This is a genomic window from Thiohalophilus sp. (genome assembly GCF_034521165.1).
GTDB lineage: Bacteria > Pseudomonadota > Gammaproteobacteria > UBA6429 > Thiohalophilaceae > Thiohalophilus.
In genome coordinates, this window is the sequence record NZ_JAXHMV010000012.1 from 144,993 (window position 1) to 158,868 (window position 13,876).

The window sequence follows — 13,876 nt, forward strand, 5'->3', positions numbered from 1 at the left end:
GAATGTGGCTACGGAAACACCTTCTTAAAAGGCTTGACGGTAACGGATTGATAGACGCCGGCGGCGACATAGGGATCGGCATCGGCCCACTGCCGGGCATCCTCCAGCGAGGCAAATTCAGCGACGATCAACGAGCCGCTGAAACCGGCCGGGCCGGGATCCTCGCTGTCGATGGCCGGATGCGGGCCGGCCAGAATCAGGCGCCCCTGATCCTTGAGCTGCTGCAGGCGCTCCACGTGTGCCGGGCGCGAGGCCAGACGTTGTTCCAGGCTGTTGTCGTTATCCTGGGCGATAATGGCGTATAACATCAGGCGTCGTTACCCGGTTCGGTTGAGGTTGCCAGTTCGTCCTTGTTTTCTTCGTCCTTGACGTGCAAGGAGAGATAAACACCGAGGCCGATCAGAAAGACGACACTCAGGATTAGCATACCAAAAAGTTTGAAGTTGACCCAGATGGATTCCATGGATTTGGCCTGCCGGCACAGTTCCACCGCCGTGCCGCTATAGGTGGCGGCGCAGTTTTCCAGGTTGACTGCCTGTTCACTGGCGGCGATCAGGGCCTGTTCGGCCACGAAATAAAAGTTGGCCACATACAGGTTGGCGACCCCCAGTAACACCGAGAACAGGGCCATGCTGAAATTGGCATTACGCCAGATGCGCGGCGGTACTTCGATGGCATGGCCCATCATACGCTGGATCAGCGGCTTTTCCCCGATGAACTGGCTGGCGATAAAGGCAATGGCAAAGGCCCAGTAAACCGCGGTGGGCTTCCACATGATGAACGTCTTGTTCTGGAACAACAAGGTGGCGCCACCCAGTATGATGATCAGCCCCAGAGTCACCAGGTGCATGTTTTCGAACTTGCGATGGCGATACCAGTAAAACGCGTTCTGCAAAATCGAACCGGCAATCGCCACGGCGGTGGCCGGGTAAATGCCATACAGCTTGTAGATGATGAAAAACAGCAGTATGGGGAAAAAATCAAACAGAAACTTCATGGCAGTCCAGCGTTGAATGTCAGGAGAATGAGCAGGCTCAATGCAGAGTCGGATTATTGGTCATTTGATAATATTTTTCCATGACTTCCCGCACATGACCCGGATAATCGATTGCCGCTACCTGTTCCATGCCCTCGCGGAAAAAAGTCGGGGCATCCTCGGGCAGGCGCAACAGGATCTGTTCGAAGACCGATTCCATAATGGCGGGATCGTGGGTCCGGGTGGCGACGATACCATGGTTGAGGTTGAGCATGCGCCAGGGACGCCCGGCATGGCTCTTGTCCTCGTCGGCCTTGACCTGCGGGGCGGCGGCATTGGCAATCTCATCCATAATGCCGCTTAACTCGGCAAGGAAGTCCTCATCCTGGGTCTGGTTGGCGATCCGTGACAGGGCATCCACCACGCTGCGCAGCTCCTGGAGGCTGCCGATGTTACGCGCGGTCCACAGGGCGATCGGGATCGATAACTCATCCAGCGTGACCTGTAACTCGTCCTGTTCCAGCAGGCGGGCCCATTCACTCAGCTCCGCCAGCCGGGAGAGACCGTAATCGCCCAGCTGGCTGAGATCCTGCAACTTGTCGGGCAGGGCCTCGCGGGATTTGCCGTCAGTGGTGCCGTGGTACTGGGCATCGACATGCTGCACCATTTGGGCAAACTGTTTGAGGTTCTCGCCAACGACCTGCGGCTTGTCCAGTTCGCTGTGTTCGATCGGGCTGTCGCGATACGCCTGGTCGAGCGCGGCGGTGACTTCCTCCACCACGTCGGCGAGGGCGTTGAGATCGATCTCGACAATGCTCATGGCTTTTGTTCACCGCGTTGTGGCAGGTATTGAATATCCAAACTTTAACACAGGCACGGGCAGGCCTTCAGCCACGCCAGGCATGAGCCAAAATTGAGGGTCCCGTTTTCCCCGTCGGACACGTTACACTGGCACAAAACCGGAAATTACCGGATGATGGCCGGTCATCCAGCAGATCCCGATGCAGAAACCATGACAGAGCGATTCGATTTACATACCCATTCCACCGCCTCCGACGGCACCCTGAGTCCCGCCGAGCTGGTCGCCCGGGCGGCCGGGCGGGACATTGACCAGCTGGCGTTGACCGACCACGATACCACCGCCGGCCTTGAAGCGGCCCGGGTGGCGGCGCGTGAACAGGGCCTCAGGCTGATCCCCGGGATCGAGCTGTCGGTCAGCTGGGCGCACCAGACCCTGCATATTGTGGGCCTGCACATCGATCCCGGGCATCCCGCCATGCAGGGGGGTATTGCCCGGCAACTCGATTTTCGCCGCTGGCGGGCGGAGGAGATCGGCCGGCGGCTGGCCAAAGCCGGTATCGCCGGGGCCTATGACGGTGCCTGCGGCTATGCCGACGGGGAACTGGTGGGGCGCACGCATTTTGCCCGTTACCTGGTGGAACAGGGCCACGCGCGGGATCTGAAGCAGGTCTTCAAACGCTATCTGGTCAAGGGCAAGCCGGGCCATGTGCCTGGCGAGTGGGCAACCCTGGAGCAGGCCGTGGGCTGGATTCGCCAATCGGGCGGACTGGCGGTGATCGCGCATCCGGCCCGCTACAAGCTTAACGCCACGCGCCTGCGCCAGCTGCTGGGGGAATTTGGCGAACTGGGCGGCGCCGCGCTGGAGGTGGTCTCGGGCAGCCACAGCCGTGATGATATGCTGCGTTTCGGCCAGTTGAGCCAGACCTGGAGCCTGGCCGCCTCCAGCGGTTCCGACTACCACGGTCCGGAAAATCCCTATCGGGATCTGGGCCGCCTGCCCGAGTTGCCGGCCGGTTGTCGTCCCGTCTGGGAGTCTGACGCCTGGGCTCGCTGCAGCGAGGTGGCGGCATGAGCCAGTTTTTCCAGATCCACCCGGTAACGCCCCAGCCGCGGCTGATTCGCCAGGCGGTGGAGTTGCTGCGCCAGGGCGGGGTGATCGTCTATCCCACCGACTCGGCCTACGCGCTGGGTTGCCATCTGGAAGATAAAAAGGCGATGGAGCGCATTCGTCAGATTCGCCGGGTCGATGACAAGCACAACTTCACCCTGGTCTGCGCCGATCTCTCCCAGATCAGTGCCTATGCCAAGCTGACCAACAATACCCTGTTCCGGATCCTCAACAGCCATACCCCGGGGCCGTACACCTTTATTCTCAATGCCACCAGCGAGGTGCCACGCCGCCTGCTGCATCCCAAGCGGCGCACCATCGGGATTCGCATTCCCGACAACCCTATTGCCCAGGCGCTGGTAGCCGAGCTGGGTGAGCCGATCATGAGCTCCACCCTGATCCTGCCCGGTCAGGAGATGCCCCTGACCGACCCGGAGGAAATCCGCGAGCAGCTGGAACACCAGGTGGACCTGGTCATCGACGGCGGTCATTGCGGCTTCGACCCCAGCACGGTGGTCGATATGACCGACGAGCTGCCCCGGGTGATTCGCCAGGGCAAGGGGGACCCGGCGCCGTTCGAGAGCGTCTGAATCACCCCGATTTGCCCGCTACAGGGGCCAACAGGGTATAATGCCCGGCCTGTCCAGCGGGGGTGCCCGGTACGACAGAACAATGATAATGATGATCCCCGTGGCCGGTGACGGCCGACTATCAGCACGGCTGTGCCCCGGGCATGGCCGGCGATTTCTATTCTGGAGCCTGAATTGACTGCTTTGCCCAATCAGAAACAACGTGTGCTGTCCGGCATGCGGCCGACCGGCGCCCTGCACCTGGGCCATTACCACGGGGTGCTGAAAAACTGGATCAAACTGCAGCACGAGTACGAGTGCTTTTTCTTCGTCGCCGACTGGCATGCCCTGACCACCCACTACGAGGATCCGCAGATCATCGAGCAGAGTGTCTGGGAGATGGTCATCGACTGGCTCTCGGTGGGCGTCAATCCCGGCTCGGCCACCCTGTTCATCCAGTCCCGGGTGCCGGAGCATGCCGAGCTGCATCTGCTGCTGTCGATGATCACCCCGCTGGGCTGGCTGGAGCGGGTGCCGAGCTTCAAGGATCAGCAGGAGAAACTCAAGGAGCGGGACCTGGCCACCTACGGTTTTCTGGGGTATCCCCTGCTGCAAAGCGCCGATATCCTGATGTACAAGGCCGGGCTGGTCCCGGTCGGCGAGGATCAGGTGGCCCACGTGGAGCTGACCCGCGAGGTGGCGCGCCGTTTTAACTATTTATATGGTCGCGAACCGGGCTTCGAGGAAAAGGTCGAGGCGGCGATCAAGAAAATGGGCAAGAAAAACGCCAAGCTCTACCAGGAGCTGCGACGCCGTTTTCAGGAGCAGGGCGATGATGAGGCGCTGCACACCGCCCAGGCGCTGCTCGACGATCAACAGAACATCACCCTGGGCGACAAGGAGCGACTGTTCGGTTATCTGGAAGGCGGCGGCCGGATTATCCTGCCCGAGCCCGACAGTCTGCTGACGCCGGCGCCGAAGATGCCCGGTCTGGACGGGCAGAAAATGTCCAAGTCCTATCACAATACCCTCTCGTTACGCGAAGATCCCGCCGAGATCGAGAAAAAACTGCGCACCATGCCGACCGACCCGGCCCGGGTGCGACGCACCGATCCCGGCGATCCAGAAAAATGCCCGGTGTGGAAACTCCATCAGGTATACTCCCCGGACGAGGTGCGGGATTGGGTGCAGCAGGGCTGCACCAGCGCCGGCATCGGCTGCCTGGAATGCAAGGCGCCGGTGATCGAGGCGGTCAAGGCCGAGCTGGCACCGATCCACGAACGCGCCATGGAATATCAACAGGATACGGGACTGGTGCGCAAGATTATCACCGAAGGCTGCGACAAGGCCCGGGATACCGCGCGCCAGACCCTGCAGGAAGTCCGGCAGGCCATGGGCCTGGAGTATCGCTGATTCATGACCGACACCATCGAGCACCACGACAGCCAGGAGACGCCCGAGCAGCAGGAGATGCCCTTCGCCGTGGTGCAGGGCACGCCGATGACGGTGCTGCCCAAGGATCTCTATATTCCCCCCGATGCGCTGGAAGTGTTCCTGGCGGAAACCTTCGCCGGGCCGCTGGATCTGCTGCTGTATCTGATCAAGCGCCAGAATCTGGACATTCTCGATCTGCCGATCGCCACCATCACCGCCCAGTACATGGAGTACGTGGAGCTGATGAGCGAACTGCGTCTGGAGCTGGCCGCCGAGTATCTGGTGATGGCGGCCATGCTGGCCGAGATCAAATCGCGCATGCTGCTGCCGCGGCCGGTCAGCGAGGAAGAAGAAGAGGGCGATCCGCGTGCCGAACTGGTGCGTCGACTGCAGGAATACGAACGCTTCAAAAAAGCCGCCGAGGATATCGACGAGTTGCCGCGGGTCGGGCGCGATGTATTTCCTGCCGAGGTCAAGGCGCCCGATCTCAAGGTGGTGCGTACCCCGCCGGAAGTGGATATCAAGGATGTGCTGGCCGCGTTTACCGATGTCATGCGCCGGGCCTCCAGGTATGAACACCATCATATCCAGATGGAGCCGTTGTCGGTGCGCGAGCGCATGTCGCGGGTGCTGGGGGCGGTCAAGTCCGACAGCTTTACCGATTTCAACGCGCTGTTTAGCCTCGAAGAGGGACGCAGCGGCGTGGTCGTGACGCTGCTGGCGATTCTGGAGCTGCTCAAACAACACCTGATCGAAATGGTCCAGACCGAGGTCTACGGACCGATTCATGTCAAAGCCAGACAAGCCGAGAACAACCCCGAGTAATCAGGGACAACCAGGGCCGAAATGATCCATGACTGAACAGGAACTCAAACGCATCATCGAATCCGTGCTGTTTGCCGCCGACGATCCGGTGAACCTCAACCAGTTACAGGAGGTGTTCAACGACGACAATGCGCCTGACCTTGAGGCGATCAAGGCGGCGCTTGCCGCGTTGCAGGAAGACTATGCCGATCACAGCCTGGAATTGCGCCAGGTGGGTTCCGGTTATCGTTTTCAGGTGAAACAGGATTACGCCAACTGGGTTTCGAAGCTGTGGGAGGAAAAGCCGGCCCGCTATTCCCGCGCCGTGCTTGAGACCCTGGCGCTGATCGCCTATCGCCAGCCCATCACCCGGGGCGAGATCGAGGAGATCCGTGGCGTCAGTGTCAGCACTCAGATCATCAAAACCCTGCAGGAACGCGAATGGGTCAAGGTAGTGGGCCATCGCGATGTGCCGGGCAAACCGGCGCTGTACGCCTCCACCCGGGAATTTCTTGATTACTTCAATCTGCAAAGCCTGCAGGATCTGCCGCCGCTGGCGGAACTGCGCGATATCGATTCCATCAATGCCGAACTGGACTGGGGGGAAAGCCAGCAGGGTGAAGACGCCTCGCAAATGCAGAACGCCCCGGATGAACCGCTTGAAGCCGAACACCCGGATGAGGTGGCAGCGATCAATGACGCTGACGACGAAGCCGCCGGCCATGACGCTGACGAAACCATCGGTCATGAAGCCGATGACGTTGAAACCGATACTGAAGTCGAAATCGAAGCTGAAGTCGAAGCGCAGGGCGAGTCCGACGCCGGTGATGAGCCCGAAGAAACCGACAATGACGAGAGCCGCACGACCCGGGTGCTGAGCGCCGAGCACTGACACCCGATGGCTGAACGCGTACAAAAAGTCCTGGCCCAGGCGGGCTATGGCTCTCGCCGGGAGATCGAATCCTGGATCGAGCAGGGCCGCATCGAGATCAACGGCAAGCCGGCCCGGTTGGGTGACAAGGTCGAACTGACGGATGAAATCCGGCTCAACGGCAAGCCGGTGCGCCGGACGCTGGACCTCGCCCCGCGCCGCATCCTCGCCTACAACAAGCCCGAAGGTGAAATCTGTACCCGGGACGATCCCGAAGGCCGCTCGACGGTGTTCGCCAAATTGCCGCCGGTCAAAAACGGCCGCTGGATCATCGTCGGCCGCCTGGATATCAACTCCTCCGGCCTGATCCTGTTTACCACCGACGGCGAACTGGCCAACCGGCTGATGCATCCCTCCTCTGAAATCGAACGGGAATACGCCGTGCGCGTGCTGGGCGAGCTTTCCGACGACCATTACCGACAGCTGCGCGAGGGTGTGCAACTGGATGACGGCCCGGCACGGTTCGACGACATCGTCGACGGGGGCGGACAGGGTGTGAACCACTGGTATTACGTGCTGCTGCACGAAGGTCGCAACCGCGAAGTACGACGCCTGTTCGACGCCGTCGGGGTTACGGTCAACCGCCTGATCCGAACCCGCTTCGGCAACCTGTTCCTGCCCCGCAACCTGCCGCAGGGCCAATGGCGCGAACTCGGTGAGAAAGACATCAACCACGTCCTGGCCATGGTCGGCATGGACGAAGCCCTGCCCGAATCGCCACGTTCAACGAAAAAGACAACCCGGAAGAAAACGGTTCGCAAAAAACAATCCCGTAAAAAAACATCCCGCCAGGCTAAACGATAAAATCCACTTTTCCTGCACGCTGGGAAAACGCAAAGAACGCAAAGGCGCAGAGAACGCAAAGTTTTACTTATAACGGAAATGATTTTCTTTGCGTCCTCCGCGTTATTTTCCGCCATATACGAGAAAAGTGGTAAAGATTAAATAAAGCACCGTTGGAGCGCCTGTGGCGCGACAGGTTGTACGTAACGATAAGTTCTATCGCGGCGGAGCCGCTCCTACGAGCTATCTAACCGGGGTTTGATGTTCCTCGGCACTCGTGACTCGTTCCTCGGAACTCGCCCGCGAGGCGCGGGCGTCAGCTCGCCTGTTTGATCTGGTGCTTGGAGCGCAGGGTATAGGGTTTGATTTCTTTGGGCAGTTCTATGTATTCGCTCAGCAGGATGACTACCTTGCGTTGCTCACCGGCGCCGATCTGTTTGAGTTTGTCGACGACTTTCTTGTCTTCCAGTGCCGCGTTGAAATCGCGCAGGATATAAATCCCGAAATGGGGAGTATTGTCGATATGCTCGAGTACTTCCAGCGGGGTACGGGTGCGGGGCAGGGTGATGTGGGCGGCCCCCAAACGATGCATGCCTTCATCCGGCAGGTGCATGTAAAAGGCCTTGTTGCTGAAGCGGCTGAGCTGGGTGAACAGTTCGCTGACCCGGTCGGTATCGTAGGTTTCGATGCTGACCAGCTTGAAGCGGCTGTCGAGGACTTTTTCCAGTTGTTGCAGATAATTCATTAGCGTTGCTGCCGGGGCCGGGTTTGGCTACCAGTATAGCCGGTTTGCCTTTCGGCAACAGTCTGCGGGTGTGACCGGGTTCAAATTCCGGCGATCAGCTAACTTCACTCTGTTTGGCCTGCTCTGCAAAGAAGGCGACGACCCGGTTGCGACCGGCTTTTTTCGCCTCGTACATGGCATGATCGGCCTTGTCGAACAGGGACTTGCTGTCATCCTGGCGGCCGAGGCTGGCAACGCCGAAACTGGCGGTGACCGGAATATTCAACCCTTTAGAGCTGAAGAGGGTCCGGTTGACCGCTTCACGCAGGCGCTGGGCGACGAGTTCGGCACCTGTCCGGTCGGTGTTGCTCAACAGGATGACAAACTCCTCGCCGCCGTAACGATAGACTATGTCGCTGCTGCGCATGTTCAGCATCAGGGTTTCGGCAAAGATACGCAGCACGTCATCGCCCACGGCATGGCCGTGCTCGTCGTTAATCAGCTTGAAGTCATCCAGGTCGGTCACCACCAGGGACAGGGGCACCTGGTTCCGATGGGCCAGATCGACCTCGCGCACCAGGCTGGAGTCGAAGGCCGCCCGGTTGTGTACGCCGGTCAACTGATCGAAATGGGCCGCATGCAGGGCGCGTTGATACCAGATCCCGTTGCGCAGAGGGTAAATCAGCTGGCAGAGCAGATTTTCGATCTTCTGCAGTTCCTCCTCGGCAAACCGCTGGCGGCGGGTGAAAACCAGCTCGCCGAGGAATTCACCGGCAAGTTTTAGCCGGTAGGAACAACTGTGCCGCTTGCGGCTCCCCTGCTCGAATTCCATGCCCAGCGCGTCATAACTGTAATGGGCGCTGTCAAAATCGACCCGAATGCGTGCGTTGTCGAGAAAATGCCCGAGTATCTGATTGATTTCCAGGGTCGTTTGCAGCAGACCCGCCAGCTCCAGCGTCTGTTGCAGGTCCGTTGGCGCAATGCCAAGCTGGTCCTGGCCGAGATTCCCGGCGGTGACGGAAGTGTCCTGGCTGCCTGTTGTACTGTTTATCGCCATGTTTTCGCCCTTCACATGCATTGCTGGACTCAATATGCGAAAAGTGTGCCAGTCATGTAAAAGCTTTTAAATATATTAAAAACAAAGAGTTACAACTGCTTTATGGGGCGGCGTGTCAGGACGTCAATTCACTGACGCCTGCGGACTTGTTTTTCCGGAACGGCTGGGTAACAGTGCGGTCTAAAAAAACGAATCAGCATCGCGATTCAAAAGGGGGAGAACATGCTGCTGAAGAAATTCTGGATAATTGTCCCGGCGGCGCTGTTGCTGCTGGCCGGCAAACCCGCGCTGGCCGCCGACGGTGAGGGGCTGGATGAAGGAATGAACAACCCGGGCTATCACGAGAAACCGGCCTGGTTCAAAAACTCATTCCTGGATATTCGCGAGGATATCGAAGAAGCCGCGCAGCAGGACAAGCGGTTGATGCTCTATTTTTATCAGGATGGCTGTCCCTATTGCGCCAAGTTGCTGCAGGATAACTTCGGTCAGAAAAATATTGCCGATGTGACACAGGAAAACTTCGATGTCATCGCCATCAATATGTGGGGCGACCGGGAAGTGACCGATCTGAATGGCAATATGCTGACCGAAAAGAAGTTCGCCGAGAACCTGAAGGTCATGTTTACCCCGACGCTGTTGATGATGAATGAAAACGGCCAGGTCGTGCTGCGCATCAACGGCTATTATGCACCGAACAAATTCATGGCGGCCCTGGAATACGTCAGCCAGAAAAAAGAAAACCAGCTGAGTTTTCGTGAGTATTACAAACAGCAGGGCGGCGAGAAAGCCAGCGGCAAATTGCACCAGGCCGATTTCCTGATGGGACCACCGTATAACCTGGAAAAACTGACCAGCAGGGAACAACCCCTGTTGTTAATGTTCGAACAAAAGCAATGCAAGGCCTGCGACGAGCTGCACGGAGATATCTATCCGCGCGAGGCAACCCGCGAACAGCTGAAGCGTTTTGACGTGGTACGCCTGGATATGTGGAGCGATCAAAAAGTCGTCGGTCCCGACGGCAAGCGCACCACCGCCAAAAAACTGGCCGGCGAACTGAATATCAAATATGCCCCGACGCTGGTGTTTTTCGATAACAGCGGTAACGAGGTCTTCCGTGCCGAGGCCTATCTGCGTGCTTTCCACGTCCAGTCAGTGATGGACTACGTCGCCTCCGGCGCCTACAAGGAACAGCCCAACTTCCAGCGCTACATCTCCGCCCGGGCCGACAAACTCGAAGCACAGGGCGTGCATGTGGATCTCTGGGATTAGTTCCATGTTTTGAGGCTCTGAGGATTAACGCAAAGGACGCAAAGACGCCAAGGACGCAGAGTTCAAAATAAAAATTGGTAGAATTGTTTAAAGGACCCCGGTATTCGCATGACTGTGAAGCCGGGTTTCTTATTTGAGCACGCGTTTTCTTTGCGTTCTCTGCGTTATTTACAGGCATGAATGTCAGGTAGCGCTATGCGCAACCTGACCTATGGAACTCGAAGAACAGGAAGTCCATGTAGATCTCTGGGGATAATCTCATTTTTGTATGCTCTGGGAATTAACGCAAAGGACGCAAAGTTACGATTATAAAAACCTGGTGCTTCTAAAACCAAAACCCTGGCATTAATGTAATGCTAGAGTTTTATTTTGAATAAATATTTCTCTGCGTTCTTGGCGTCTTTGCGTCCTTTGCGTTATTTACAGCACCCTCAGCTAGTACCTTGCGCCTGCAGGATCTGGCCGTTGACGTTTTCGCTGTCGGGGCCGAGCAGGTAGAGATAGGCGGGCAGGATCCGCTCGATGGTGGCGTGCTGGTTGGGATCTTCCCCGGGGAAGGCGGTGCGACGGGTCTGGCTCTGTACCGGGCCGGGGATGAGGCTGTTGATGCGGATGGGGGTGTTGGTTTCCAGTTCGCTGGCCAGGATCTGCATCAGGTTATCGGCACCGGCCTTGCTCACGCTGTAGGCGCCCCAGTAGGCGCGCCCGCCCTGGATCTCGCTGGCGGAGGTAAAAATTACCGACGCCGCTTTTGACTGTTTTAATAACGGTAAAACGGCGCGGGTCAGCAGGAACGGCGCGGTCAGATTGATTTGCAATACCCGGGCCCACAATTGCAGATCATAATGTTCCACCGGCATTAACGCGCCAAGATAGGCGGCATTATGCACCAGCCCGTCCAGGCGACCGAACTCCTGTTGCAGGGAGTCGGCAAGTTCCTGATAGTGATCGGCCGTGGCGCCTTCCAGATCCAGCGGCACGATGGCCGGCTGTGGATAGCCGGCGGCGACGATCGCATCGTAGACTTTTTCCAGTTTTTTAACCGTTCGTCCCAGCAGAATCACGCTCGCGCCGTGGGCCGCGAGTGAAGTGGCCAGGGCGGCGCCGATACCGTCGCCGGCACCGGTGACAAGAATGATTCGATCCTGCAACAGATCCGCGGCAGGCTGATAATCAATGAGTGATGTTGTCATGAAAAACCGTCTTGTTTTCAGGTATGAAGTGCCCGGTGGGCCAGGGTGGCGCATTGTAACCCACTTTTGACTGCGCCTTCGAGCGTGGCGGGATAATCGGTTCGGGTATAATCCCCGGCCAGCCACAAGCCGTCGATGGCGGTGCGAGCGTCTGGGCGTTGCGGGTTAATGCCAACCCGACTGGCAAAAGTGGCCCGTTTTTCCCGAACCACCATGGCCTGCTCATGCGCGGGCCAGTCGGGGAAATGGCCTTGTAACTCTCCGGCGATGCGGGCGATCAACTCGGCATTGGTCAGGCGCATGTGTTTACCCCGGGTACTGATTACTACCGCCAGCAAGCCATTCTGGCCATACAGGCGTCGATCGAAGAGCCATTGGCCCAGCCCGCCGAGCAGGCCAAGCATGGGTTGCGGTAATTGCACCTGCCTGGGGTATTGCAGGTAAATCGTGCAGATCGGTTCGTATTCGAAGGCATTACACTGTTGCTGTAAGCCGGTCAACTCGGGATGGGATTCACACAAGGCGGCAGCCGCACGCGGCGGCACCGCCAGGATCACCTGTGAGGTCTGAATTTCGCCGTCGCCGGTAACGACGCCCTGGATTTGTTGTTGTTCGATATGCAACTGCAAGACCCGCCGTCCCAGTCGCACTTCGCCGCCCTGGCGTTCGATGTATTGCGTGGCGGGCTCGCTGAACAGGTTGCCGAGATCGCGGCGTGCATACAGCAGATCCGAATCCGCCCGCTGGTGCATAAACGCATCGCGCAATACCCTGACAAATAACTCGGCGGAACTTTCCTCGATCGGGGTATTCATAATCGCCAGGCACAACGGGGTCCAGAAGGCTTCGATCAGGTCCTGTGGCTGCTGCCATTGTTGCAACAGGGCCAGAACGGATTGATCGGTTTGCGGCATCACATTGTAGCGCGACAGGCGCCAGCCAAATTTCAGGGCCTGCCAGCGATTGCGGGCCGACAGTCCCTGCGCGCCAAGCAGGGCCCACAACAGGTGCAAGGGAGCGGGCAGGCGAGGGGCGCGCAGGGACAGTTTTAGGCCCTGCGGGTATTGCAGGGTCAACTGCAATTGCCGGCGCTCGAATAATTCGTCAACAGGCAGATCAAACTGTTTGAGCAGGCGCAGGGTATGATGATAGGCGCCGATAAAAAGGTGTTGTCCGTTGTCCACAGCCTGGCCGGCGAACGCGATCTTGCGTGCCCGGCCGCCGGGTTGCTTGGCGGCTTCCAGCAGCAGGGGTTGATGGCCGCGAGCGGCCAGGTCCGCCGCAGCCGCCAGGCCGGCCCAGCCGCCGCCGACGATCACCACCGGGGCCTGTTTCATCGGGACTGTTCCCTGTCCGGTGGGGCGCGTCGCCATCGGCGCCGTTCGTGCCAGACGGTGGTCCCGGCCAGCCACAACTTGGCCAGCGCGGTCAGATTGATACGCCGGGTCAGGACATGAAAGCCGTCTTTTTCCAGCTCATCGAGCAGGCGCTCATAAATGCGGCTCATAATCAGGCCGGCACGCTGGGCACGCCGATCGGTGTCGGGTAAATGGGCATGGGCGCGTTGGTAAAACTCGCGGGCCCGTTGTGCCTCGAAGGCCATCAGTTGATAAAATCCGGCGGATTCCTGGCCCTGTAACAGATCCGTTTCCCGTACACCGAAGCGCTGCAGATCCTCTTGAGGCAGATAGATGCGCCCGCGGCGGGCGTCTTCGCCGACATCACGCAGGATATTGGTCAGCTGAAACGCCAGGCCCAGATCCCGGGCGTATTTGAGCGTATGGCGATCCCGGTAACCGAAAATTTCCGCCGATAATAACCCGACCACACTGGCGACCCGATAACAGTACAGCGACAGTTCCTTGAACGTGGCATAACGGTGTTGTTCGAGATCCATTTCCATGCCATCGATGATCTCGATAAAATATTCGCGAGGCAGATCAAACCCCGTGATCGCCGACTGCAAGGCCTGGGTCACGGGATGTTGTGGCTGAGCGTCGAACAGACGATCGATTTCATCCTTCCACCATTGCAGCTTGACCCGGCTCACTTCCGGTGTCCTGTTATCGTCCACCACGTCGTCGACTTCCCGGCAGAAGGCATACAGGGCGGTAATCGCCCGGCGCCGGTGGCGGGGGAGAAACAGGAAGCTGTAATAGAAACTGGAACCGCTGGAAGCGGCCTTGTCCTGACAATATTGATCGGGGGTCATGATGCGGCCAGTGTA

The 13,876-nt window shown here is 58.7% G+C and carries 15 protein-coding genes; 7 read left to right on the forward strand and 8 right to left on the reverse strand.

Going from position 1 to position 13,876, the window contains the following annotated elements; genetic code table 11:
* Nucleotides 1-8: 8 nt before the first annotated feature.
* From U5K34_RS11835 to U5K34_RS11845, 3 genes are read right to left on the reverse strand one after another with little or no spacing between them, the layout of a single operon-like run.
* Nucleotides 9-308 carry a YciI family protein gene (locus U5K34_RS11835; RefSeq protein ID WP_322568603.1) on the reverse strand — a complete coding sequence of 100 codons (300 nt, stop codon included), beginning with the start codon at nt 306-308 and terminating at the stop codon, nt 9-11.
* Nucleotides 308-997 carry an inner membrane-spanning protein YciB gene (locus tag U5K34_RS11840; protein ID WP_322568604.1) on the reverse strand — a complete coding sequence of 230 codons (690 nt, stop codon included), beginning with the start codon at nt 995-997 and terminating at the stop codon, nt 308-310. The genes U5K34_RS11835 and U5K34_RS11840 overlap by 1 nt, the downstream gene beginning before the upstream one ends.
* Before the next feature lie 37 nt (nt 998-1,034).
* Nucleotides 1,035-1,796: a hypothetical protein gene (locus U5K34_RS11845; RefSeq protein WP_322568605.1), complete on the reverse strand. Its 762-nt coding sequence runs from the start codon at nt 1,794-1,796 to the stop codon at nt 1,035-1,037.
* A 192-nt stretch (nt 1,797-1,988) separates the two neighbouring features.
* Here U5K34_RS11845 and U5K34_RS11850 point away from each other — a divergent pair, with 192 nt between their 5' ends.
* The 6 genes from U5K34_RS11850 to rluB all read left to right on the forward strand — a co-directional run bounded on the left by U5K34_RS11850 (nt 1,989) and on the right by rluB (nt 7,427).
* Complete coding sequence (locus U5K34_RS11850) at nt 1,989-2,849, forward strand: PHP domain-containing protein (RefSeq protein WP_322568606.1); 861 nt, start codon at nt 1,989-1,991, stop codon at nt 2,847-2,849.
* Complete coding sequence (locus U5K34_RS11855; protein WP_322568607.1) at nt 2,846-3,475, forward strand: L-threonylcarbamoyladenylate synthase; 630 nt, start codon at nt 2,846-2,848, stop codon at nt 3,473-3,475. Before U5K34_RS11850 ends, U5K34_RS11855 begins: the two co-directional genes overlap by 4 nt.
* Before the next feature lie 174 nt (nt 3,476-3,649).
* Entirely contained in the window at nt 3,650-4,867 is a 1,218-nt protein-coding gene (locus tag U5K34_RS11860; RefSeq protein ID WP_322568608.1) for a tryptophan--tRNA ligase, read from the forward strand.
* Between the two features lie 3 nt (nt 4,868-4,870).
* Nucleotides 4,871-5,713, forward strand: a complete 843-nt coding sequence (locus tag U5K34_RS11865; RefSeq protein WP_322568609.1) for a ScpA family protein — start codon at nt 4,871-4,873, stop codon at nt 5,711-5,713.
* Between the two features lie 28 nt (nt 5,714-5,741).
* A complete protein-coding gene (gene scpB / locus U5K34_RS11870; protein WP_322568610.1) occupies nt 5,742-6,584 on the forward strand; it encodes an SMC-Scp complex subunit ScpB in 843 nt (280 codons plus the stop codon).
* A 6-nt stretch (nt 6,585-6,590) separates the two neighbouring features.
* Nucleotides 6,591-7,427 carry a 23S rRNA pseudouridine(2605) synthase RluB gene (gene rluB, locus U5K34_RS11875; protein WP_322568611.1) on the forward strand — a complete coding sequence of 279 codons (837 nt, stop codon included), beginning with the start codon at nt 6,591-6,593 and terminating at the stop codon, nt 7,425-7,427.
* A gap of 295 nt (nt 7,428-7,722) precedes the next feature.
* Here the strand turns inward: rluB and U5K34_RS11880 are convergent, their stop codons facing one another.
* Both U5K34_RS11880 and U5K34_RS11885 read right to left on the reverse strand, forming a co-directional pair.
* Complete coding sequence (locus tag U5K34_RS11880) at nt 7,723-8,151, reverse strand: hypothetical protein (RefSeq protein ID WP_322568612.1); 429 nt, start codon at nt 8,149-8,151, stop codon at nt 7,723-7,725.
* Between the two features lie 94 nt (nt 8,152-8,245).
* A complete protein-coding gene (locus U5K34_RS11885; protein ID WP_322568613.1) occupies nt 8,246-9,187 on the reverse strand; it encodes a GGDEF domain-containing protein in 942 nt (313 codons plus the stop codon).
* A gap of 222 nt (nt 9,188-9,409) precedes the next feature.
* Here U5K34_RS11885 and U5K34_RS11890 point away from each other — a divergent pair, with 222 nt between their 5' ends.
* Nucleotides 9,410-10,456, forward strand: a complete 1,047-nt coding sequence (locus U5K34_RS11890) for a thioredoxin family protein (protein WP_322568614.1) — start codon at nt 9,410-9,412, stop codon at nt 10,454-10,456.
* Nucleotides 10,457-10,887: 431 nt separating this feature from the next.
* Here U5K34_RS11890 and U5K34_RS11895 read toward each other — a convergent pair whose 3' ends face one another.
* Genes U5K34_RS11895 through hpnD form a run of 3 tightly spaced genes read right to left on the reverse strand, consistent with a single transcriptional unit; the run spans nt 10,888 to nt 13,861 of the window.
* Nucleotides 10,888-11,649: a YciK family oxidoreductase gene (locus U5K34_RS11895; RefSeq protein ID WP_322568615.1), complete on the reverse strand. Its 762-nt coding sequence runs from the start codon at nt 11,647-11,649 to the stop codon at nt 10,888-10,890.
* Between the two features lie 17 nt (nt 11,650-11,666).
* Nucleotides 11,667-12,986, reverse strand: a complete 1,320-nt coding sequence (gene hpnE, locus U5K34_RS11900; protein WP_322568616.1) for a hydroxysqualene dehydroxylase HpnE — start codon at nt 12,984-12,986, stop codon at nt 11,667-11,669.
* Entirely contained in the window at nt 12,983-13,861 is an 879-nt protein-coding gene (hpnD, locus tag U5K34_RS11905) for a presqualene diphosphate synthase HpnD (protein WP_322568617.1), read from the reverse strand. The genes hpnE and hpnD overlap by 4 nt, the downstream gene beginning before the upstream one ends.
* Between the last annotated feature and the right edge of the window lie 15 nt (nt 13,862-13,876).

Excerpts from the sequence above, each read along its gene's own strand:
- U5K34_RS11840 (WP_322568604.1), bottom strand. The coding sequence starts at position 997 with ATGAAGTTTCTGTTTGATTTTTTCCCCATACTGCTGTTTTTCATCATC.
- rluB (WP_322568611.1), top strand. The coding sequence starts at position 6,591 with ATGGCTGAACGCGTACAAAAAGTCCTGGCCCAGGCGGGCTATGGCTCT.
- U5K34_RS11890 (WP_322568614.1), top strand. The coding sequence starts at position 9,410 with ATGCTGCTGAAGAAATTCTGGATAATTGTCCCGGCGGCGCTGTTGCTG.
- hpnE (WP_322568616.1), bottom strand. The coding sequence starts at position 12,986 with ATGAAACAGGCCCCGGTGGTGATCGTCGGCGGCGGCTGGGCCGGCCTG.
- U5K34_RS11895 (WP_322568615.1), bottom strand. The coding sequence starts at position 11,649 with ATGACAACATCACTCATTGATTATCAGCCTGCCGCGGATCTGTTGCAG.
- U5K34_RS11865 (WP_322568609.1), top strand. The coding sequence starts at position 4,871 with ATGACCGACACCATCGAGCACCACGACAGCCAGGAGACGCCCGAGCAG.
- U5K34_RS11850 (WP_322568606.1), top strand. The coding sequence starts at position 1,989 with ATGACAGAGCGATTCGATTTACATACCCATTCCACCGCCTCCGACGGC.
- U5K34_RS11885 (WP_322568613.1), bottom strand. The coding sequence starts at position 9,187 with ATGGCGATAAACAGTACAACAGGCAGCCAGGACACTTCCGTCACCGCC.
- U5K34_RS11845 (WP_322568605.1), bottom strand. The coding sequence starts at position 1,796 with ATGAGCATTGTCGAGATCGATCTCAACGCCCTCGCCGACGTGGTGGAG.
- hpnD (WP_322568617.1), bottom strand. The coding sequence starts at position 13,861 with ATGACCCCCGATCAATATTGTCAGGACAAGGCCGCTTCCAGCGGTTCC.
- U5K34_RS11880 (WP_322568612.1), bottom strand. The coding sequence starts at position 8,151 with ATGAATTATCTGCAACAACTGGAAAAAGTCCTCGACAGCCGCTTCAAG.
- scpB (WP_322568610.1), top strand. The coding sequence starts at position 5,742 with ATGACTGAACAGGAACTCAAACGCATCATCGAATCCGTGCTGTTTGCC.
- U5K34_RS11835 (WP_322568603.1), bottom strand. The coding sequence starts at position 308 with ATGTTATACGCCATTATCGCCCAGGATAACGACAACAGCCTGGAACAA.
- U5K34_RS11855 (WP_322568607.1), top strand. The coding sequence starts at position 2,846 with ATGAGCCAGTTTTTCCAGATCCACCCGGTAACGCCCCAGCCGCGGCTG.